Origin of the sequence: Streptomyces gilvosporeus, from assembly GCF_002082195.1 — a bacterium.
Lineage (GTDB): Bacteria > Actinomycetota > Actinomycetes > Streptomycetales > Streptomycetaceae > Streptomyces > Streptomyces gilvosporeus.
In genome coordinates this window covers 8,315,713-8,335,550 of sequence record NZ_CP020569.1, presented here as the reverse complement: position 1 = coordinate 8,335,550, position 19,838 = coordinate 8,315,713, and the positions used below count along the sequence as shown (strand labels likewise).

The 19,838-nt window shown below is 70.1% G+C and carries 19 protein-coding genes; 12 read left to right on the top strand and 7 right to left on the bottom strand.

Features of this window, described 5'->3' with window-relative positions:
- Nucleotides 1-75: 75 nt before the first annotated feature.
- The gene (gene gcl / locus B1H19_RS36915; RefSeq protein WP_107426284.1) at nt 76-1,857 is read right to left on the bottom strand and encodes a glyoxylate carboligase; all 1,782 of its coding nucleotides are present in this window, start codon (nt 1,855-1,857) and stop codon (nt 76-78) included.
- Nucleotides 1,858-2,514: 657 nt separating this feature from the next.
- Between gcl and B1H19_RS36910 the strand changes: the two genes are divergently transcribed.
- The 3 genes from B1H19_RS36910 to B1H19_RS36900 all read left to right on the top strand — a co-directional run bounded on the left by B1H19_RS36910 (nt 2,515) and on the right by B1H19_RS36900 (nt 6,006).
- Nucleotides 2,515-3,471, top strand: a complete 957-nt coding sequence (locus tag B1H19_RS36910; RefSeq protein WP_203237298.1) for a hypothetical protein — start codon at nt 2,515-2,517, stop codon at nt 3,469-3,471.
- 124 nt (nt 3,472-3,595) lie between these two features.
- Nucleotides 3,596-5,047: an amino acid permease gene (locus B1H19_RS36905; RefSeq protein ID WP_083109206.1), complete on the top strand. Its 1,452-nt coding sequence runs from the start codon at nt 3,596-3,598 to the stop codon at nt 5,045-5,047.
- 71 nt (nt 5,048-5,118) lie between these two features.
- The gene (locus B1H19_RS36900; RefSeq protein ID WP_083110116.1) at nt 5,119-6,006 is read left to right on the top strand and encodes a GNAT family N-acetyltransferase; all 888 of its coding nucleotides are present in this window, start codon (nt 5,119-5,121) and stop codon (nt 6,004-6,006) included.
- Nucleotides 6,007-6,135: 129 nt separating this feature from the next.
- Here B1H19_RS36900 and B1H19_RS36895 read toward each other — a convergent pair whose 3' ends face one another.
- The 3 genes from B1H19_RS36895 to B1H19_RS36885 form a co-directional block, all read right to left on the bottom strand.
- On the bottom strand, nt 6,136-6,444 hold the full coding sequence (locus tag B1H19_RS36895) for a hypothetical protein (protein WP_083109205.1): 309 nt from the start codon (nt 6,442-6,444) through the stop codon (nt 6,136-6,138).
- Between the two features lie 84 nt (nt 6,445-6,528).
- Complete coding sequence (locus tag B1H19_RS36890) at nt 6,529-7,269, bottom strand: AAA family ATPase (protein ID WP_083109204.1); 741 nt, start codon at nt 7,267-7,269, stop codon at nt 6,529-6,531.
- A 136-nt stretch (nt 7,270-7,405) separates the two neighbouring features.
- Nucleotides 7,406-8,632: an acyl-CoA dehydrogenase family protein gene (locus B1H19_RS36885; protein ID WP_083109203.1), complete on the bottom strand. Its 1,227-nt coding sequence runs from the start codon at nt 8,630-8,632 to the stop codon at nt 7,406-7,408.
- 169 nt (nt 8,633-8,801) lie between these two features.
- Between B1H19_RS36885 and B1H19_RS36880 the strand changes: the two genes are divergently transcribed.
- Entirely contained in the window at nt 8,802-9,449 is a 648-nt protein-coding gene (locus B1H19_RS36880; RefSeq protein WP_083109202.1) for a TetR/AcrR family transcriptional regulator, read from the top strand.
- A 40-nt stretch (nt 9,450-9,489) separates the two neighbouring features.
- Here B1H19_RS36880 and def read toward each other — a convergent pair whose 3' ends face one another.
- Nucleotides 9,490-10,047, bottom strand: coding sequence for a peptide deformylase (gene def, locus B1H19_RS36875; RefSeq protein ID WP_083110114.1), 558 nt, complete (start codon nt 10,045-10,047; stop codon nt 9,490-9,492).
- A 200-nt stretch (nt 10,048-10,247) separates the two neighbouring features.
- Here def and B1H19_RS36870 point away from each other — a divergent pair, with 200 nt between their 5' ends.
- The 5 genes from B1H19_RS36870 to B1H19_RS39390 all read left to right on the top strand — a co-directional run bounded on the left by B1H19_RS36870 (nt 10,248) and on the right by B1H19_RS39390 (nt 14,771).
- The gene (locus B1H19_RS36870; protein ID WP_083109201.1) at nt 10,248-11,486 is read left to right on the top strand and encodes a Mur ligase family protein; all 1,239 of its coding nucleotides are present in this window, start codon (nt 10,248-10,250) and stop codon (nt 11,484-11,486) included.
- Between the two features lie 38 nt (nt 11,487-11,524).
- Nucleotides 11,525-12,253 carry a type 1 glutamine amidotransferase gene (locus B1H19_RS36865; RefSeq protein WP_083109200.1) on the top strand — a complete coding sequence of 243 codons (729 nt, stop codon included), beginning with the start codon at nt 11,525-11,527 and terminating at the stop codon, nt 12,251-12,253.
- Between the two features lie 155 nt (nt 12,254-12,408).
- The gene (locus B1H19_RS36860; RefSeq protein WP_083109199.1) at nt 12,409-13,434 is read left to right on the top strand and encodes a 6-phosphofructokinase; all 1,026 of its coding nucleotides are present in this window, start codon (nt 12,409-12,411) and stop codon (nt 13,432-13,434) included.
- A gap of 116 nt (nt 13,435-13,550) precedes the next feature.
- The gene (locus B1H19_RS36855; RefSeq protein ID WP_083109198.1) at nt 13,551-14,510 is read left to right on the top strand and encodes a cytochrome c oxidase assembly protein; all 960 of its coding nucleotides are present in this window, start codon (nt 13,551-13,553) and stop codon (nt 14,508-14,510) included.
- Between the two features lie 102 nt (nt 14,511-14,612).
- Nucleotides 14,613-14,771: a hypothetical protein gene (locus B1H19_RS39390; RefSeq protein WP_203237297.1), complete on the top strand. Its 159-nt coding sequence runs from the start codon at nt 14,613-14,615 to the stop codon at nt 14,769-14,771.
- 91 nt (nt 14,772-14,862) lie between these two features.
- On the opposite strand, the gene B1H19_RS36850 is transcribed toward B1H19_RS39390, so the two are convergent.
- Nucleotides 14,863-15,267 (bottom strand): SSI family serine proteinase inhibitor, encoded by a 405-nt coding sequence (locus tag B1H19_RS36850; protein ID WP_083109197.1) that lies wholly within the window; start codon nt 15,265-15,267, stop codon nt 14,863-14,865.
- 252 nt (nt 15,268-15,519) lie between these two features.
- Here B1H19_RS36850 and B1H19_RS36845 point away from each other — a divergent pair, with 252 nt between their 5' ends.
- From B1H19_RS36845 to B1H19_RS36835, 3 genes are all read left to right on the top strand, one after another.
- Nucleotides 15,520-16,257: a lysophospholipid acyltransferase family protein gene (locus tag B1H19_RS36845; protein WP_083109196.1), complete on the top strand. Its 738-nt coding sequence runs from the start codon at nt 15,520-15,522 to the stop codon at nt 16,255-16,257.
- 145 nt (nt 16,258-16,402) lie between these two features.
- Entirely contained in the window at nt 16,403-17,290 is an 888-nt protein-coding gene (locus B1H19_RS36840; RefSeq protein ID WP_083110112.1) for a TIGR02452 family protein, read from the top strand.
- Nucleotides 17,283-17,768, top strand: a complete 486-nt coding sequence (locus B1H19_RS36835; RefSeq protein WP_083109195.1) for a YbaK/EbsC family protein — start codon at nt 17,283-17,285, stop codon at nt 17,766-17,768. The genes B1H19_RS36840 and B1H19_RS36835 overlap by 8 nt, the downstream gene beginning before the upstream one ends.
- Nucleotides 17,769-17,913: 145 nt before the next feature.
- Here the strand turns inward: B1H19_RS36835 and B1H19_RS36830 are convergent, their stop codons facing one another.
- The gene (locus B1H19_RS36830; protein WP_083109194.1) at nt 17,914-19,551 is read right to left on the bottom strand and encodes an alpha/beta hydrolase; all 1,638 of its coding nucleotides are present in this window, start codon (nt 19,549-19,551) and stop codon (nt 17,914-17,916) included.
- Between the last annotated feature and the right edge of the window lie 287 nt (nt 19,552-19,838).

The following is a 19,838-nucleotide window of genomic DNA, read 5'->3' as shown; positions in this document are numbered from 1 at the left end:
CTGTTCTACGGGATAGTGGCGACGCCGGGCGCGTGGGTCAAGCGCGCCCGGCACACCACGGGATCCGGTCCGGCGTCAGCTCTTGAGCGGCTTGATCGCGGTGGGGGCGTGCCCCGGCTCGGTCGCGAGCTCTTCCCACTCGTTGACGCTGGCGATGTCGCTGCCGCTCATCGAGATGTTGGTGATCCGTTCGAGGATGGCCTCGACGACGACCGGGACGCGGTACTCGGCGGCCAGCTTCTTGGCCTCCTCGAAGGCGGCGCCCAGCTCGTTCGGGTCGGTCACGCGGATCGCCTTGCAGCCCAGGCCCTCGGCGACCTTGACGTGGTCCACGCCGTAGACGCCCAGCTCGGGAGCGTTGATGTTCTCGAACTCCAGGTTGACCTGGAAGTTGATGTCCAGGTTGCGCTGCGCCTGGCGGATCAGCCCCAGGTACGCGTTGTTCACCAGGACATGGACGTAGGGGATCTTGTGCTGGGCGCCGACCGCCAGCTCCTCGATCATGAACTGGAAGTCGTAGTCACCGGAGAGGGCGACCACCGGCGTTTCGGGGTCGGCGGTGGCGACGCCCAGCGCGGCCGGGATGGTCCAGCCGAGCGGACCTGCCTGGCCGCAGTTGATCCAGTGGCGCGGCTTGTAGACGTGCAGCATCTGCGCGCCGGCGATCTGGGACAGGCCGATGGTGGTGACGTAGCGGGTCTCCGGGCCGAAGGCCTTGTTCATCTCCTCGTAGACGCGCTGCGGTTTCATCGGGATGTTGTCGAAGTGCGTACGGCGCTGGAGCTCGGCCTTGCGCTCCTGGGTGGAGGCGGCCCAGGCGCCGCGGTCGGGCAGCTTGCCGGCGGCCTTGAGCTCCTTGGCCACCTCGACGAACAGCTCCAGCGCGGCCTTGGCGTCGGAGGCGATGCCGTAGTCCGGGGCGAAGATCTTGCCGATCTGGGTGGGCTCGATGTCGACATGGACGAATGTGCGGCCCTGGGTGTAGACGTCCAGCTTGCCGGTGTGGCGGTTGGCCCAGCGGTTGCCGATGCCCAGGACGAAGTCCGACTCCAGGAAGTTGGCGTTGCCGTAGCGGTGCGAGGTCTGGAGGCCGACCATGCCGGCGTTCAGCTCGTGGTCGTCGGCGAGGATGCCCCAGCCCATCAGGGTCGGGATGACCGGGGTGCCGGTCAGCTCGGCGAACTCGACCAGCAGGTCGGAGGCGTCGGCGTTGATGATGCCGCCACCGGCGACGATCAGCGGGCGCTCCGACTCGTTGAGCAGGGTGAGGGCCTTCTCGATCTGCGCACGGGTTGCGGCCGGCTTGAAGGCCGGCAGCGGCTCGTAGGTCTCCGGGTCGAAGTCGATCTCGGTGAGCTGGACGTCGATCGGCAGGTCGATCAGAACCGGGCCGGGGCGGCCGGAACGCATCAGATGGAAGGCCTGCTGGAAGACACCGGGGACCTGGGCGGCCTCCATGACGGTGGTCGCGGCCTTGGTGACCGGCCGGGCGATCGTGGCGATGTCGACGGCCTGGAAGTCCTCCTTCTGGATCACCGCGGTCGGCGCCTGGCCGGTGATGCAGAGGATCGGGATGGAGTCACCGATCGCGGAGTAGAGGCCGGTGATCATGTCGGTACCGGCCGGGCCGGACGTGCCGATGCAGACACCGATGTTGCCCGGGTGGGTCCGGGTGTAGCCCTCGGCCATGTGCGAGGCGCCCTCGACGTGGCGGGCCAGCGTGTGGTCGATGCCGCCGCCCTCCTTCAGCGCCTTGTAGAAGGGGTTGATCGCCGCACCCGGCACTCCGAAGGCGTTGGTCACGCCCTCGCGCTTGAGGATCTCCACCGCAGCGCGGGCGGCTGTCATTCGAGGCATCGAGTACTCCTGCGTCGACCTGTCAGGGCATGTTCCGGCGAAGGGCCGGAAGGACCGAAAGCTGTTGATTCCGCATCGTGGAATCAATGTTTTGCTTTATGGAATGTGAAGGTAGAGCGCGTCGCACCGCTCGTCAAGGGCCGGATGCGGTGCGGATTCCGTACGGGCAGCCACAAAAGCCGCACCCCGGATGGGTGCCCGGGGTGCGGCCGGATGGCGTACGGGTGGCCAGGTCAGGGACCTGGCGGTGGCCACAGCGGAGCGATGGCGGCCACTGCGCCGTGGCGGCCGACCGCAGGAGCCGCACCACGCCGCACCCACCCGCGGCCAAGTTGGCGGAAAAGGGAGGGGCGATCGGTCCCCGGCGTCCGCTTGTGAAGGTCAGGTAAACGCCTGAATATGCCAAACACATGCACCGGCGGCCGCGAGAAGCGAGCGGTCGAGGTTCCCGAGGTCGGCCGAAAAATTGTTTTCTCTTCAATTTCCTCGCGGCGAAAAGGTACGGAAAGGCAGATATTCCTGACGACTCTTTTCGCGTCGAGTTGAGGGTGAGTAGGGTGTGACCGCTGCCCCGTAACCGGTGATACGGATCCGGCTGAATTCAGGGCGACGGGAATGCGGTGCCGGGGCCAACGCCTTCGTGACGGGGAGGGGACCATGACAGCCGACTCTTTCGAAGGGCACTATGTGTGGAGTCCGGCGGCCGATGACCGCGTGCTCGCGCGGGCCTGTATGGACGTCAGGGCCGGCCGGTACTTCAGCGCGCACGAGGCGCTGAAGGAAACCCGGGACGATTACGAGGTACGCGCCCACCGCTCCCTCGTGCTGGCCTCCGTCGCCGCCGACTCCGACCTGGCGGAACGCTGGCTGTCCGAGGAGCCCGGCCCCGAGGCGGCGCTGCTGTGGGCCCGGGTCGCGATGCTCCGCGCCCTGCGCATGGCCGACGCCGGTGACCAGCGGCAGCGGGCGCTGACGCGGATAGCGCGGACGGCCTGCGAACGGGCCGCGAAGGAGCTGCCCGAGGACCCCACCCCGTGGGTGGCCCAGCTGGCGCTGGCCCGGCTCGACGGGCTCAAAGACCCCGCGCCGCAGGGGCTGTTGACCGCGCCGCCCGGCCCCTGGCGCCTCTTCTCCCACATCCTCCGGCTCGACGCCTGGCACCGCGAGGCGCACCACCGCTTCCTGTCGTTCTTCTTCGCCCGCCACGGCGGATCCTCCGGCGCCAGCTGGGATGTCGCCGCGTTCCTGAGCCAGCGGGCGCCGACCGGTTCACCGCTCCGGCTGCTGCCGCTGGTCGTCCTGGTGGAGGACTACGACCCCTCGGCCCTGCTCGCCGACCGCACCTGGGAACAGCCGCCGTGGGCCGCCACCGCGATGAGCGTCCACCGCAACTGGTTTCCACGGGTGGCCGACTACCGCTTCACTCCGGTGCTGGACCTGGCCTACCTGGCCCATGCGCTGTTCATGGCGAAACGGGAATTCGAGGCGCGGGAAGTCCTCACGGCCATGGGCCCGTATGCCTCGAGAATGCCCTGGAGTGTATTCGGCGACCCCGCGGAACAATTGACCAAAGCGAGACGCTCCTGTGGGCTCCCGGTGCCGCACAACGCCTGAGCCCGATAAATCCCCCCACCCAAGAAAGGTTGCGTTTGTGTCCAGGCGCACATCTCTTCTCGGTCCAAAATCCCCCCACCCGGAAAACCCCGTCACACTCGATGACGATGCGACCCTGCATGCCATGGGCTACCCGCGGAAACTCACTCGCAGATTCCGTGCGTTCGACAATTTCGCCATTTCCTTCACCATCATCAACATCATTTCCGGCATCTTTTCCTCCTTCGGGTTCGGAATGAACGCCGGCGGCCCGCGGATCCTGGTCTTCGGCTGGATCGGCGTATCGGTGATGGTGCTGTTCGTCGGCGCCGCGATGGCCGAGATCGCCTCCGCCTACCCGACCAGCGGTGCGCTCTACTTCTCGGCCGGCAAGCTGGCCAAACGGCACCAGGCCGCCTGGTCCTGGTACACGGGGTGGCTGAACTTCGTCGGCCAGGTCGGCGGCACCGCGGCAACCAACTTCGCCGCCGCCACCTTCATCCAGGCATTCATCGCGATGCAGTGGCCGTCCTACCGCCCCACGCCGCAGCAGACCGTCGCCATCACCGCTGCCGTCCTCCTCGTCCAGGCGCTGGCGAACACCTACACCGTGCGACTCGTCGCCGTGCTCAACCGGATTTCCGTGTGGTGGCTGCTGACCGGCATGGTGGTCATCGTCGGCGCGCTCTCCGTCATCCCCGAACACCACCAATCGCCCTCGTTCGTCACCCATTTCGCCAACAACACCGGATTCAGCCATGCCGTGTACGGAGGAATGCTGGGCCTGCTCGTCACCAGCTGGACGTTCACCGGATTCGACGGCAGTTTCCATATGTCCGAAGAAACGGTGAAGGCAACCGTCAACGCGCCCAGGGGCATCATGCGGGCGATCGCCTACTCGGCGCTCACCGGCCTCATCCTGATGCTCGCCCTGGTCTATGCGATCCGCGACTATGCGCACGCCGCGAGCGCCGAGGCGCCACCGGTGCAGATTCTCCTCGACGCCCTCGGCCAAAACACCACGAAGTTCCTGTTGTTGATCGTCATCGGCGCCATGCTGTTCTGCGGCCTCGCCAACATGACCAGCAATACCCGGCAGATCTTCGCCTTCTCCCGGGACGGCGCGATGCCCGGCTCCCGTTGGTGGCATTCGGTGTCGGCGCGCACCCGTACGCCGGTCAAGGCGGTCTGGCTCGCCGCGGCCTGCCCCCTCGTGCTGGTGCTCCCCGGCTGGTGGTCGCACACCGCCTTCACCGCGGTGGTCAGCGTCAACGTCGTGGGACTCTTCCTCGCCTACGCCGTGCCGATCTTCCTGCGGCTGCGACTCGACGACTTCCAGGCCGGGCCGTGGAACCTCGGCCGCTACGGCAAGGCCGTCGCGGCGATCGCGGTGACCTGGATCCTGATCAGCAATGTGCTGTTCATGCTGCCCCAGGCGTCCCCGATCACCCCCACCTCGTTCAACTACGCACCCATCGCCCTGGCGCTGGTGCTCGTCATCGCCACCGTCTGGTGGTTCGCCACCGCCCGCAGGCGCTTCCAGGGGCCGGTCAGCTACGGCCGTCCCGACGAGGTCGCGGCCATGGACCTGATCTAGGGCCCCCGATGGCCCGCCACCGTACCCACCCGGCCCCGAACCCCGACCCCACAGAAGGGACGACCACCGGCATGCCCCAGAACCCCGCAGCGCACCACATACCCGTCACGACAGGCGAACTCACCGTCACCGCGGCCACGTTGGACGACTGGCAGCACGTCGTGCAGTGGGCCGCCGACGAAGAGTGGAACCCGGGCCTCGACGACGCCGCCCGCTTCCACCCCACCGACCCGGCGGGCTTCTTCGTGGGACGCCGCGGCGACACCACGCTCTCGTCGCTGTCGATCGTCAACTACTCGGCCCAGTACGCCTTCCTCGGCTACTACCTCGTCCACCCCGACCACCGCGGTCGGGGCCTGGGCCTCGCCACCTGGCGCGCCGCCTTCCCGCACGCCGGTGCCCGGACCGTCGGCCTGGACGCGGTCCCCGCACAGCAAGCCACCTACCGGCGCGCCGGGTTCACCCCCGTCTACGACACCCTGCGTTACAGAGGCCGTCCCACCCGCACCGGCACACCGGCCCCGCCGGAGATCGTCGCCGTCACCGATGCGCACCTGGGCGCCCTGACCGGCTATGACCGGCGCTGCTTCCCCGCGGACCGGAGCGCCTTCGTCCACCGCTGGCTGACCGCCCCCGGCCACACCGCCCGCGCCTATGTCCACGACGGCGCGATCGCCGGCTACGGGGTGATCCGACCGGCCCGCACCGGACACCGCATCGGCCCGCTCTTCGCCGACACCCCGCAGGCCGCCGAGGCGCTCTTCGACGCCCTCACCGCCGCCGTCGACCCGGCCGCCGAGGTCTTCCTCGACGTCCCCGGCCCCCGGCACGCCGCACACGCCCTGGCCACCGCCCACGACCTGACGCCGCGCTCGCACACCGTCCGGATGTACACCGGGCAGGTGCCACCGGCGGATCACCACCGCACCTTCGCCGTGACGAGCCTCGAACTGGGCTGACGCCGTCGCGGGACACCGTCCCGCACAAGCCGCCGACCCGGCGGAAGGTGCCACCCGGGCACGGGTGCTGTGGGCACATCCGCCCCGCCGGATCCGAACCAGTGGGGCGGAGTGCTGCGTTCGCGCTGCCTACGCGACCGAATACTCCAGCGTGTACGCGGCGCCATCGCCCTGGAAATGCAGGGTGTATATGCCAGGCTCTTCGGTGATCCACTTGTTGCCCGGCGAGTCATCCCTGCCCGGGTCGTCCGCCTCTGCGAGGAGGACACCGATCCATCCCGTGAACCCGCATATGTAGTCGACGTGGCATGTCTGGCCCTTCAGCACCTTCCCGCGCCAGACAGCCCCTTTGCCCTCGAGAACAATCTCGGGCTCGTCGGCGTCGACCCCGTCCGAAGTGGTCACGCACGTCAGCGTCTCCACAAAAAGCTTGGCCATACCTTCCCCCGTCAACAACCCTTTTCGACGCCCCGCATCCTGTCGCGACTTCATAAATGATCACTAAACGATCTGCCGCGGCACTCACTGGTCCAGCACATGCCGCAGATACGCCCGCGGTTCGCCGAGATACCGCCGCCACTGGTCCACCAGCCCCAGCTCGGCCCACTCCACCGACCGCATCCCGTGCCCACCGACCTCGACGATCTCCGCACCGGGCAGCGCAGTCAGCAACGGGGAGTGCGTAGCACAGATGACCTGCGCGCCGGACCTTCCCAACTCGTCCATCAACGCCACCAGTTGAAGGCAGGAGGAGAACGACAGCGCCGCCTCCGGCTCGTCCAGCACATACAGGCCCCGCTGCAGGAACCGCTCGCGGAAGGTCAGCAAAAACCCCTCCCCGTGACTCATCTCGCCCGGATGCCGCGAGATCCGCTGCGACGCCCGCTCGCCGCTCAACGCCTCCAGCGCCGTCTCGGCCCGCAGAAAGAAGCCCCGCCGGCGGACCCGCGGCGCGCGCACCATCACCCGCCCCTCCCGCGTGGGATCGAACCTCATCCGACGGCCCAGCGGCGACACCTCCCGCGAGCTGGCGTACTTGTAGCCCGCCGACCCGCCGTACGAGTCCAGCCCGAACCCCTCCGCCAGCGCCTCGGCCAGCGTCGACTTCCCCGAACCGTTCTCGCCCACCAGAAACGTCACCGGTGCCCGGAACGCCAGCCCCTCCTCGACCAGTTGGCGCACACACGGCACGCTCCAAGGCCAGCCCTCCCCGGCCGCCCCCATCCCCTCCGGAAGATCCACATAGGCCCGCTCGATCACCATGTCACCCAAGCTCTCACGGCCCACTGACATCGCGGCCCCGCGCCTCTGCCCCCGGCACGAAGGGCCCCACCCCCGAGGGGTATGGGGCCCTTCTTCACGCGGCACGAACTGCGCGCGCCGTGCGGGGAATTCCTCGTCAGCGAATCGGCATCCCCGAAAGCGTCCGGGCGATCACCAGCCGCTGGATCTCGCTGGTGCCCTCGAAAATGGTGTAGATCGCGGCATCGCGGTGCATCCGCTCGACCGGGTATTCGCGGGTGAAGCCGTTGCCGCCGAGGATCTGTACGGCCTGGGCGGTGACCTTCTTGGCGACCTCGCTGGCGAAGAGCTTGGACATGGAGCCCTCGGCCGAGGTGAAGGGCTTGCCGGTCACCGCCATCCAGGAGGCGCGCCACACCAGGAGGCGGGCGGCGTCGATCTGGGTGCGCATATCGGCCAGCTGGAAGGCGACGCCCTGGTTGTCGATGATCGGGCGGCCGAACTGCTCGCGGGTCTTGGCGTACTCCAGGGCCTCCTCGTACGCGGCGCGCGCGGTGCCCACGGCCATCGCGCCGACCGCCGGGCGGGACGCCTCGAAGGTGGCCATCGCGGCGTTCTTCACCCTCTCGCCGCCCTCCTTGGCCTTCTCGCGGGCGCGGGCGAGCCGCTCGTCGAGCTTCTCCTTGCCGCCGAGCAGGCAGCTGCCGGGGACCCGTACGTCCTCCAGGACGACCTCGGCGGTGTGCGAGGCGCGGATGCCGTGCTTCTGGAACTTCTGGCCCTGGGAGAGGCCGGGGGTGTTTGGCGGGACGATGAAGGAGGCGTGGCCCTTGGAGCCCAGCTCGGGGTCGACGACCGCGACGACGACGTGGACGTTGGCGATACCGCCGTTGGTGGCCCAGGTCTTGGTGCCGTTGAGCACCCACTCGTCCTTGGCCTCGTCGTAGACCGCGCGGGTGCGCATCGAGCCGACGTCCGAGCCGGCGTCCGGCTCGGAGGAGCAGAAGGCGGCGACCTTGACGTCATCGGCGTCGCCGTACATCTGCGGGACCCAGGTGCCGATCTGCTCCTCGGTGCCGTTGGCCAGGACGCCGACGGCGGCCAGGCCGGTGCCGACGATCGACAGGGCGATCCCGGCGTCGCCCCAGAAGAGCTCCTCCATGGCCATCGGGATGCCCAGGCCCGTGGGGTCGAAGAACTGCTGGGCGTAGAAGTCCAGCGAGTACAGGCCGATCTTGGCGGCCTCCTGGATGACCGGCCAGGGTGTCTCCTCGCGCTCGTCCCACTCGGCCGCGGCGGGGCGCATGACGTCCGCGGCGAATCCGTGAATCCAGTCGCGGACTTCCCGCTGCTCGTCGTTGAGCTCCATGGTGAACTCGGCCATGACCCCTCCTGCGCTGCACTTCGTGCCGCGGTCGTCCATTGTTACTTGCGGTAACCCGAGTCTGTTACTCGCCGGTAAGGGATGTCAACTCTCCGGGGAACGAATTCACCGTGGAGTTCGGGTGTTACGTTGCGCGAGCGCCACGAGTCACGAGGGTGGGAGCACGACCATGGACAAGACACAGCACAGCGGCCGACGGCAGACGGCGACCGAGCGCAGACGGCGGGAGCTGCTGGAGGCCGCGGAGCGGATCGTGCTGCGCGACGGCCCGGACGCGTCGATGAACGCCATCGCCGCCGAGGCCGGCATCACCAAACCGATCCTCTACCGGCACTTCGGTGACAAGGGCGGCCTCTACCGCGCCCTGGCCGTACGCCACACCGACGCCCTGCTGGACAATCTGCGCACCGCGCTGGACGCCCCGGTGCTGCGCCGCGACCGGGTCGAGGCCACCCTCGACGCCTATCTGGTCGCGATCGAGACCAGGCCGCAGGTCTACCGCTTCCTGATGCACCCGGCCGAGCAGCAGGGCCAGGCCGAATCGGGGTTCGACGTGGGACGCCACTCGGCGCCGCTGCTGCGCAGGCTCGGCGAGGAGCTGGCGAAGGTGATCTCCGACCGCCTGGACCTGGGGCCCGAGGGCGAGGAACGGGCGCGGGTGTGGGGGCACGGCATCGTCGGCATGATGCATGCGGCCGGCGACTGGTGGCTGCGGGAGCGGCCGTGCTCCCGCGAGAAGCTGGTGGAGCATCTGACGGATCTGCTGTGGGGCCAGCTGGCCACCGTCAAGGATGTGGCCGGCGGCTCCGGCTTCTGACGCCACCCGGCATCACCGGCCGGACCCCGGCAGCCGCAGGTCAGCCGCCCAGCTCGGTCCGCCCCGCCCAGGGGGCACGGGCGGCCGCGCGCAGCGCCCGTCGCCGCCGCAGCCCGGTGAGGCGGTCGACATAGAGACCGCCGTCGATGTGATCGCACTCATGCTGGAGACAGCGGGCGAAGAAGCCGGTGCCGGTCACGGTCCGCGGCTCGCCGGTGACGCTGAGCCCTTCCACAACGGCGTGGTCGTGGCGCGGCGTGCCGGCCTCGATACCGGGCAGTGACAGGCATCCTTCGGGCCCGCGGATCACCGGGCCGTCGACGGAGACCAACCGGGGATTGATCAGATGCCCCAGATGACGGCGGTCCTCGTCGTCGGGGCAGTCGTAGACGAACACCCGTAGCGGGACGCCGATTTGGTTGGCGGCGAGGCCGACGCCACGGGCCGCGTACATGGTCGCGTACATGTCCTCGACGAGCCGGGCGAGCTCCGCGTCGAAGGCGGTGACCTCCCGGCAGGGTGCGTGCAGGGCCGGGTCGCCGAGGAGGCGCATCGGGCGCGGGCGGCCGGTGCTGCCGGGGATCGTACGGGAGCGCATGGCGCCCAGCGTACGGTCCACAGGACGGCCCGCCGGTCATACCGGATGCCGCGGCACGGGTGGCGGGGTTCGGGCCCGCGGCCGGATCTCGATAGGCTGATCCCCGACCGAAGCCTCCGGCCGGTCGTCGGCTGCGGAGGAGGCGTTCCACCGGCAGCCACGTGGCGGGCGGGCGCCGGATGCAAGGAGGATCTAGGACGATGGCAGGCAACACGGAGCCGCTGTCGCCGCGGGCCAAGCTGGCCGTGACGGCAGGCAAGGCCGCGGCGGCGGTATCGCGTGCGGCGGGCCGCGGCAGCGGATCGGTGATCGGTGGCCGGGTGGCGCTCAAGCTCGACCCCGACCTGCTGGCCCGGCTGGCCCGGCACCTGGATGTGGTGCTGGTGTCCGCCACCAACGGCAAGACGACCACCACCCGGCTGATCGCCGAGGCGCTGCGGGCCAGCGGCCCGGTGGTCTCCAACGCGCTCGGCGCCAACATGCCGGCGGGTATCACCTCCGCGCTGGCCGGCGGCTCGGACGCCAAGTTCGGCGTCATCGAGGTCGACGAGAAGTACCTGGCGGGGGTGGCCCGGGATGTCACGCCCAAGGCCATAGCGCTGCTCAACCTCTCGCGCGACCAGCTCGACCGCGCCGCGGAGACCCGGATGCTGGCGGAGAAGTGGCGCGAGGGCCTGGCCGGCTCCAAGGCGCTGATCGTCGCCAACGCCGACGACCCGCTGATCGTCTGGGCGGCCTCGTCGTCGGCGAATGTGGTGTGGGTCGCGGCCGGGCAGGAGTGGAAGGACGACGCCTGGTCCTGCCCCTCGTGCGGCGGCGTGATGCAGCGCCCGGGCGAGGACTGGTTCTGCGGCGAATGCGGTTTCCGCCGTCCGACGCCGAGCTGGGCGCTGTCCGGCGACCACGTACTGGACCCGCACGGCAGCGCCTGGCCGATCAAGCTCCAGCTGCCGGGCCGCGCCAACAAGGCCAACGCCACGACCTCGGCGGCGGTCGCGGCCGCGTTCGGGGTGCCGCCGCAGGTCGCCCTGGAGCGGATGTACGGGGTGCAGGCGGTGGCCGGCCGCTATGACGTGGTCTCCTTCCTGGAGCGGGAGCTGCGGCTGCTGCTGGCGAAGAACCCGGCCGGCTGGCTGGAGACGTTCTCGCTGATCGACCCGCCGCCGACCCCGGTGATCATGTCGGTCAACGCCCGCGGCGCGGACGGCACCGACACCTCCTGGCTGTGGGACGTCGACTACACCCGGCTGGCCGGGCACCCGCTGTTCGTGCTCGGGGACCGCAAGCTGGACCTGGCCGTGCGCCTGGAGGTCGCCGGACTCGACTTCCATGTGTGCGACAACCTCGACGAGGCGGTGCAGATGGCCCCGCCCGGCCGGATCGAGGTCATCGCCAACTACACCGCCTTCCAGGACCTGCGCCGCCGCGTGGGCAACTGACCACGGCCCACCGACCACACGGACAAGGACGAGCGAGCATGAGTGACAACAGCCTGCGCCTGGTGTGGGTCTACCCCGACCTGCTGAGCACCTACGGCGACCAGGGCAATGTGCTGGTGGTGGAGCGGCGGGCGCGCCAGCGCGGTCTGGACGTACAGCGCCTGGACGTCCGTTCCGACCAGGCCATTCCCACCTCCGGCGACATCTATCTGATCGGCGGCGGCGAGGACCGCCCGCAGCGGCTGGCCGCCGAGCGGCTGATCCGCGACGGCGGTCTGGACCGCGCGGTCTCCAACGGCGCGATCGTCTTCTCGGTGTGCGCCGGGTATCAGATCCTGGGCCATGAGTTCGTCAACGACCTCGGCGAACAGCAGCAGGGCCTGGGGCTGCTGGACGTGGTGAGCACCCGCGGCGAGGGCGCCCGCTGCGTCGGCGACGTCCTGGCCGATATCGACCCGAAGCTGGGCCTGCCCCCGCTGACCGGCTTCGAGAACCACCAGGGCGTGACGCATCTGGGCGCGACCGCCAAGCCGTTCGCCAAGGTGCGCTTCGGCAACGGCAACGGCGTGGGCGACGGCTACGAGGGCGCGTACAACGACACCGTCTTCGGCACCTACATGCACGGTCCCGTCATGGCCCGCAATCCGCATATCGCCGATCTGCTGATCAAGCTGGCGCTGGACGTCAATGCGCTGCCCGGTGTGGAGGACCGCTGGTACGAGGCGCTGCGCCAGGAGCGGATCGCCGCCGCGACGCAGCCCGCCTGATCCCGAAACACCCCGTTCCGCGGCTTTTTCGTACGCCCGCAGTCCCGCACTGCGGGCGTACGTGTGCCGAAAGGCCCCGCGCTTGTAGGGTGAGCGGGATCCAACCGGACGACGGGGTCCGGGTCTCCGGTTGAGTTGCAGAGGGTTTTCGAGCAATGCGTATTGGTGTCCTCACCTCCGGCGGCGACTGCCCCGGTCTGAACGCCGTCATCCGGTCCGTCGTCCACCGCGCCACCGCCGATCACGGCGATGAGGTGATCGGTTTCCGCGACGGCTGGAAGGGCCTGCTGGAATGCGATTACCGCAAGCTCGACCTGGACGCCGTCGGCGGCATCCTGGCGCGCGGCGGCACGATCCTCGGGTCGTCGCGGGTGCAGCCCGCCCATCTGCGCGACGGTGTCGAGCGGGCCCGCGGCCATGTCGCCGAGCTGGGCCTGGACGCGATCATCCCGATCGGCGGCGAGGGCACGCTCAAGGCGGCGCGGCTGCTGTCGGACGCCGGGCTGCCGATCGTCGGCGTCCCCAAGACCATCGACAACGACATCGCCGTCACGGACGTGACCTTCGGCTTCGATACGGCGGTGGGTGTGGCCACCGAGGCGCTGGACCGCCTGAAGACCACCGCGGAATCGCATCAGCGGGTGATGATCGTCGAGGTGATGGGCCGGCACACCGGCTGGATCGCGCTGCACTCGGGCATGGCGGCCGGTGCGCACGCGATCGTCGTACCCGAGCGGCCCTTCGACATCGAGGAGCTGACCGCGCGGGTCGCCGAGCGGTTCGAGGCCGGCAAGAAGTTCGCGATCGTGGTCGTCGCCGAGGGCGCCAAGCCGCGCGAGGGCACCATGTCCTTCGACATCGGCGGCAAGGACATCTACGGCCACGAGCGGTTCGCCGGGGTCGCCCGGCAGCTGTCCGTCGAGCTGGAGAACCGCCTGGGCAAGGAGGCCCGCCCGGTCATCCTCGGCCATGTCCAGCGCGGCGGTACGCCGACCGCGTACGACCGGGTCCTGGCCACCCGCTTCGGCTGGCACGCCGTCGAGGCCGCGCACCGCGGCGACTTCGGGATGATGACCGCGCTGCGCGGCACCGACATCACGCTCGTACCGCTGGCCGAGGCCGTCGAAAGCCTGAAGACGGTGCCCGCCGAGCGGTACGACGAGGCCGAGTGCGTGCTGTGACCGTCGCCTCCGCGGCGCGATAGTCCGTGTCGTACGACCCGCCCCCGGCCGCTGTGACGGCCGGGGGCGGCTCTAGTCTTGTCGCCGGAGCATTGGTACGAATCAGGAGCGAGCGGATGCATGACGGCGGGCACGGCATGGACGGCATGAACATGGATCTGCCGCCGTTCACGCTGGCGCGGGGGCTGGAGTTCGGTGGTGATCCGTTCTTTCTGGTCGGCTGCCTGCTGGGACTGCTGCTGTACGGCTGGGCGGTGATCCGGCTGCGGCGGCGGGGCGATGCCTGGCCGGCGGGCCGGGTGGTCGCCTGGGTGCTGGGCGTGCTGACGGTGGCTCTGGTGATGTGCACCCGGCTGAACGACTACGGCATGGCGATGTTCAGCGTGCACATGGTGCAGCACATGATCATCAGCATGCTCTCGCCGATCCTGCTGCTGCTCGGGGCGCCGGTCACCCTCGCGCTGCGCGCGCTGCCCGCCGCGGGCCGCGGCCGCAAGGGCCCGCGCGAACTGCTGGTGGCGCTGCTGCACAGCCGGTACATGCGGATCATCACCCACCCCGCCTTCACCATCCCGCTGTTCATCGCGAGCCTCTACGCCCTCTACTTCTCCCCGCTCTTCGACTTCCTGATGGAGTCGCGGGCCGGGCACATCGCGATGATGGTGCACTTCCTCGCCGTCGGCCTGGTCTTCTTCTGGCCGATCATGGGCGTCGACCCGGGCCCGCACCGCCCCGGCTATGTGATGCGGATGCTGGAGCTGTTCGCCGGTATGCCGTTTCACGCCTTCTTCGGCATCGCGCTGATGATGGCCAGCGAGCCGATGGTCGACACGTTCCTCCACCCGCCCGCCTCGCTGGGCATCGAGGCGCTCTCGGACCAGACGGCCGCGGGCGGTATCGCCTGGGCGTTCAGCGAGATCCCGTCCGTCGTGGTGCTGATCGCCCTGGTCTTCCAGTGGTACAAGTCCGAGAAGCGCCAGTCGCAGCGCTCGGACCGGGCCGCGGACCGCGACGGTGACAAGGACCTGGCGGAGTACAACGCGTATCTCGCCTCGCTCAACGCGCGGGGGCAGTGAGACCGCACGCGGACGTCTGGCGGCACGGGCCGCGGCCGGGGACGATGGTCCCATGGCCGCGGCCCGTGGCACGAGCAGGCGGGCCGCCGTGAGGAGGCGGGTATGCCCGGATCTGCCAAGACGATGGCCGTGTGCACGGTGAGCGGGCTGGTGATCGCGACGGCCTACACCGTGGCCCTGGGCGCCGATGGCTGGCTGTGGTTCCTGTGGATCGTACTGGCGCTGGTGACGGCCGGGGTGGTGGCGGCGCGGCGGGTGTGAGCCGGTGACGCGGGCGGCCCGGCCCTCGGCAACCGGGCCGTCCCGGAGGGTCCCAGACGTCGTGCCGCTCCCGTAAGCCGCGCGGCCGGTCTCAGAAGCGGAAGACCGGCCCGGTCTCGGAGTCCAGGACGCAGGCGTTCGGGAACGCCTTGTGCCAGTCCACCGGACGGCCGTTCCAGTCGCCCTTCGCCTCGACGGTCACCGGGTTGTACTGCTTGGTGCACGGGCGCGGCTCCCCGGGCAACGCCTCCAGATTGCCGTCCACCTCGGTCAACGCCGCGCAGGCGGCCGCGCCGTGCGGATGGGTGCCGCGGGTGTCGGGGCAGGTGAGCCGTACGCCGCGGATCCAGGTGTCGCTTGCGCCGGATACCGTCAGAAACAGGCCACGTTCACGCGGCGGCCGGTCGGCGGCTGCGGGGCTGCCGATGGCGGCCAGCGCGGCGAGCACGGCGGCGGTGAGCGCGGCGAGACGGGACACGCGGCGGGCCTGAGGCATGCGGGTCTCCTGTGGGCGGCTCGGTGGGAGCGAGCACGGACGGACGCGTGCCAGCGCACCCCGCCCCACGCCGCCGGACAAGCGGCCACGCCGTGAGGTCGCCTGTACGGGTGCGGCGGGGCGAACGGAGCCGCGCACCGGGGCGGATGGGAAGGGCCGGTCCCGGCAGCCGAGCACGGCGGTGCGATCTCGCGCCCCGTGCGGGTGGCGGCTACCCTGCGTCGGCACCGGTGACTACGGGGAGGCCAGCGCGTGTTCTACCAGCTGCTGAAGTACATCGTTCTCGGTCCGTTGCTGCGGCTGGTGTTCCGGCCGCGGATCGAGGGACTTGAGCATGTACCGGAGGAGGGTGCCGCGATCATCGCGGGCAATCACCTTTCGTTCGCCGACCACTTCGTGATGCCGGCGATCGTCCCGCGACGGGTGACGTTTCTGGCCAAGGCCGAGTACTTCACGGGGCCGGGGCTGAAGGGCCGGCTGACCGCGGCGTTCTTCCGGGGCGTGGGGCAGATTCCGATCGACCGGTCGGGGGGCCGGGCCTCACAGGCGGCGCTCGCCTCGGGGCTCGCGGTGCTGCGCAAGGGCCGGCTGCTGGGGATCTACCCGGAGGGCACCCGGTCGCACGACGGCCGGCTCTACAAGGGGCGTACCGGGGTGGCGGCGATGGCGCTCAAGGCGGGAGTGCCGGTGGTGCCCTGCGCGATGATCGGCACATTCGAGGCGCAGCCGACGGGGCGACGACTGCCGCGGGCGATGCGGATCACCATCCGCTTCGGGGCCCCACTGGAGTTCTCACGGTACGCCGGGCTGTCCGACGAACGCGCCGTACTGCGCGCCATCACCGACGAGATCATGTACGCGATCATGCGACTCTCCGGGCAGGAGTACGTGGACCTGTACGCCGGCGAGGCCAAAGCGGCCGCGCAGGCGGAGGCGAAGGCGGTGCCCCGGGCGCCGCACGGCCGCACGGGGCGCCGGGGCGGGAACTGAGCGGGCGTCAGGCCGGGCCGGTCGGGAGGCGCGGGGCCGGGGCCGAACCGCGCACCGGGCGGGGGATGCGGGATATTGCGTCGCGACGTGAGGTGGCCTCCCGTACCTTGATCGTCATGAGGAACCGGATACGGGGGTGCCGACGATGAGCGCCCGGTTGCGCGGGATGGCGCAGGAGACGGAGCGGATCGTTGCGGCGGGTGTGTATCGCGCGCCGAGCGGGCGGCTGGTGGAGATCGCGGCGGCGGTGCGGCGGGCGCGGGCGGGGACGCGGTTGTACGGGCCGGAGCCGGTGGACTTCGAGGGCGCGGCGCCGGGGGTGCGGACGGGTGCGGCGCCGGGCGTGCGGACGGTTTTCGAGGTGACGGCGGAAGGCAGCCTCGCGGCGGGTCGGCGGCTGGCCGGGGCGGGCGGTGGGCCGCTCGCGGTGCTGAACTTCGCCTCGGCCCGTAATCCGGGCGGCGGCTACCTCAACGGTGCCCAGGCGCAGGAGGAAGCGCTGTGCCGGGGGTCGGCGCTGTACACCTGTGTGCGCGAGGCGCCGGACTTCTACGCCGCGCACCGGGCCGCGCCGAGCCCGTTCTACAGCGACCGGGTGATCCTCTCCCCCGGTGTGCCGGTGTTCCGTGACGACCGGGGTGCGCTGCTCGAAGTGCCGTACGAAGCGGGCTTCTTGACGGCCGCGGCGCCGAACGCCGGGGTCGTTGCGCGGCAGCGGCCGGCGGAGACGGGCCTGGTGGCGGGGGCGCTGACGGCCCGTGCGGAGCGGGTGCTGGAGGTCGCGGCGGCCGGGGGGTATCGCCAACTGGTGCTCGGCGCCTGGGGTTGCGGGGTGTTCCGTAACGAACCGGACGATGTGGCAGGGGCGTTCGCGGCGCATCTGCTGGGGGCCGGGCAGTTTGCCGGCCGGTTCGACCGTATTGTGTTCGCCGTGCTGGACCGCCGGGACGACTCGCCCACCAGGGCCGCCTTCCATGAGGTGTTCGGCGCGGGACGTGAGGAACCGAGGAAGGGCGCGGACGACGGTGAGTGAGCACGAGACGTACAGCAAGCTGATCGGGCTGCTGGACGAGCGCGGGGCCCGGTACCGGATCTACGAGCATGCCGAGGAGGGGGCCACCGAGGCGGTCAGCGCGCTGCGCGGGAACGCCATCGAGCAGGCCGCCAAGTGCATCGTGGTGATGGTCAAGCTGGGCAAGAAGACCAAGCGCCATGTGCTGGCGGTGGTGCCCGGGGACCGGCGGGTGGATCTGGGGGCGGTGAAGGCGCTGCTGGGCGGGTCGTATGCGGGCTTTGCGACGCCGGAAGTGGCGGAGCGGCTGGCGCGGAGTGTCAGCGGGACGATCCTGCCGTTCTCGTTCGACGAGGAGCTGGAGCTGATCGTCGATCCGGTGCTGCTGGAGCAGCCGGAGATCTTCTTCAACGCGGCGCGGCTGGACCGTTCGCTGGCGCTGGCGACGTCGGATTACGTCGCGATCGCGGAGCCGCGGGTGGAGCCGATCGCGGGCTGAAGCGGCGGCGGGGCGGAAGCGGCCCGCGGTAGGACGGCGACCGGGCAACGGCCCGCGGCAGGGCGGCGGCCGGAACGGAGAAGGGGCGGCCGGGATCGGATCCCGGCCGCCCCTTCATGCCGTTGTCAGGGCGTTCCTGCCGTGATCAGGGCGCGACCGGAAGGTCGGAGGCACCCTTGGCGGCGGCCGTGGCCGTCTGCTTGCCCGGCGTCGGTGTGGCGTGCGGGGCGCAGGTCACATCCGCGGAGTCGATCTTGCCGTCGACGAAGTACGCGTCGACCCGGTCGTTGATGCAGGGGTTGACCAGGCCGGTGACGCCGTGCGAGCCGGCGCCCCGTTCGGTGATCAGACGCGAGCCCGCGAACCGCTTGTGCAGCTCGACGGCGCCGGGGTACGGGGTCGCCGCGTCCCGGGTGCTCTGCACGATCAGCACGCTGGGCAGGCCCTTGCCGGTGGTGACGTTGACCGGGGTGTGCTGCTTGGCGGGCCAGGTCGCGCAGGGCAGGTTCATCCAGGCGTTGGACCAGGTCATGAACGGTGCCCGCCGGTTGACGCGGGTGTTGTCGCGGTCCCAGGTCTGCCAGCTGGTGGGCCACTTGGCGTCGTTGCACTCGACGGCCGTGTAGACGGCATTGCCGTTCTCGGCCGCGATATTGCCGGCGGTGTCCTTGAGGTGCGGGCCGGCGTTCTCGATGAGCGGCTTGTCGTCACCGGCGGCGTAGGCGCTCCACACCTGGGCGACGGTGGCCCACATGGAGTCGTAGTACGGCGCGTTCTGGAAGAAGGCGGTGAGCTCGGCGGGGCCGACGACGCCGCCGATCGGCTGCTTCTTGGCGGTCGCCCGCAGCTTCGCCCAGGCCGCCTGGACCTTCTCGGGGGTGTTGCCGAGGTGGTAGGCGGCGTCGTTCTTGGCGACCCACTTCTCCCAGTCGCCCCAGCGGGTCTCGAAGGCCAGGTCCTGGTCGAGGTTGGCCTGGTACCAGATGTTCTGGCGCGACGGGTTCACGACGCTGTCGACGAGCATCCGGCGGACGTGGTCCGGGAAGAGGGTCCCGTAGACGGCACCGAGGTAGGTGCCGTAGGAGACGCCCAGGTAGTTGAGCTTCTTGTCGCCGAGCGCGGCGCGGATCACGTCCAGGTCGCGGGCGGTGTTGGGCGTGGTCATATACGGCAGGAGGGCGCCGCTGCGCTCGGCGCAGCCGTCGGCGTACTCCTTGGCGAGCTTGCGCTGGGCGCGCTTGTCGGCCTCGCTGTCGGGCACCGGGTCGGCCTTGGGGGCCTTGACGAACTCCTGCGGGTCCACGCAGGAGATCGCCGCCGAGTGGCCCACGCCGCGGGGGTCGAAGCCCACGAAGTCGTAGGCCTTGGCGGTCTTGGCCCAGAGCGGGTTCTTGGTGGTGATCCGGTTCGGGAACTTCATCCCCGAACCGCCGGGCCCGCCCGGGTTGTAGACCAGGGAGCCCTGCCGTTCCTGCTTGCTGCCGGTGCTGGTGGCCCGGTCGACGGCCAGTTTGATGGTGCGGCCGTTGGGCTTGGCGTAGTCGACCGGGACGGTGACATAGCCGCACTGGACGGGGGCCTTGAGACCCCAGTCCGCCGGGCAGTTCTGCCAGTCGATGCCCTTCTTGGCCGCGCGCGCGGCGGCGGTCTTGACGCCACGCGCTTCGGCCGATCCGGGCTGGTGGTGTTCGCCCGCGCTGGCGGGCGTGGCGGCTATCGCGCCTGCAAGGAGCGTGCCGGTCACCAGGGTGCCGGCGGCGCCGAGTGCTGCTGTTCGTCTCACGTGGTGGATCCCCCTGCTTGGTGCGTCGCTTGTGGCGACGGTGATCACAGAGCTGCTACAGGGGGATCCTGTCGTCTGTTGTCCCCTCCTGAACAGGTTTGACCGCGATTTCTTTACCAATCCGTAGGGTTGGCGCGACGCTCCCGCCCTTCTCTCCCCCGCGCCCCACAGCCGTACCAGGCGACGGCCACGGAGGGGCGATAACACGTCAATTGCCAGCAACATATCCATTCGGCATGTGCCGGAGCCCTCCGCTTCAGTAACCTTCCGTGCAGGTTCCTCCACAG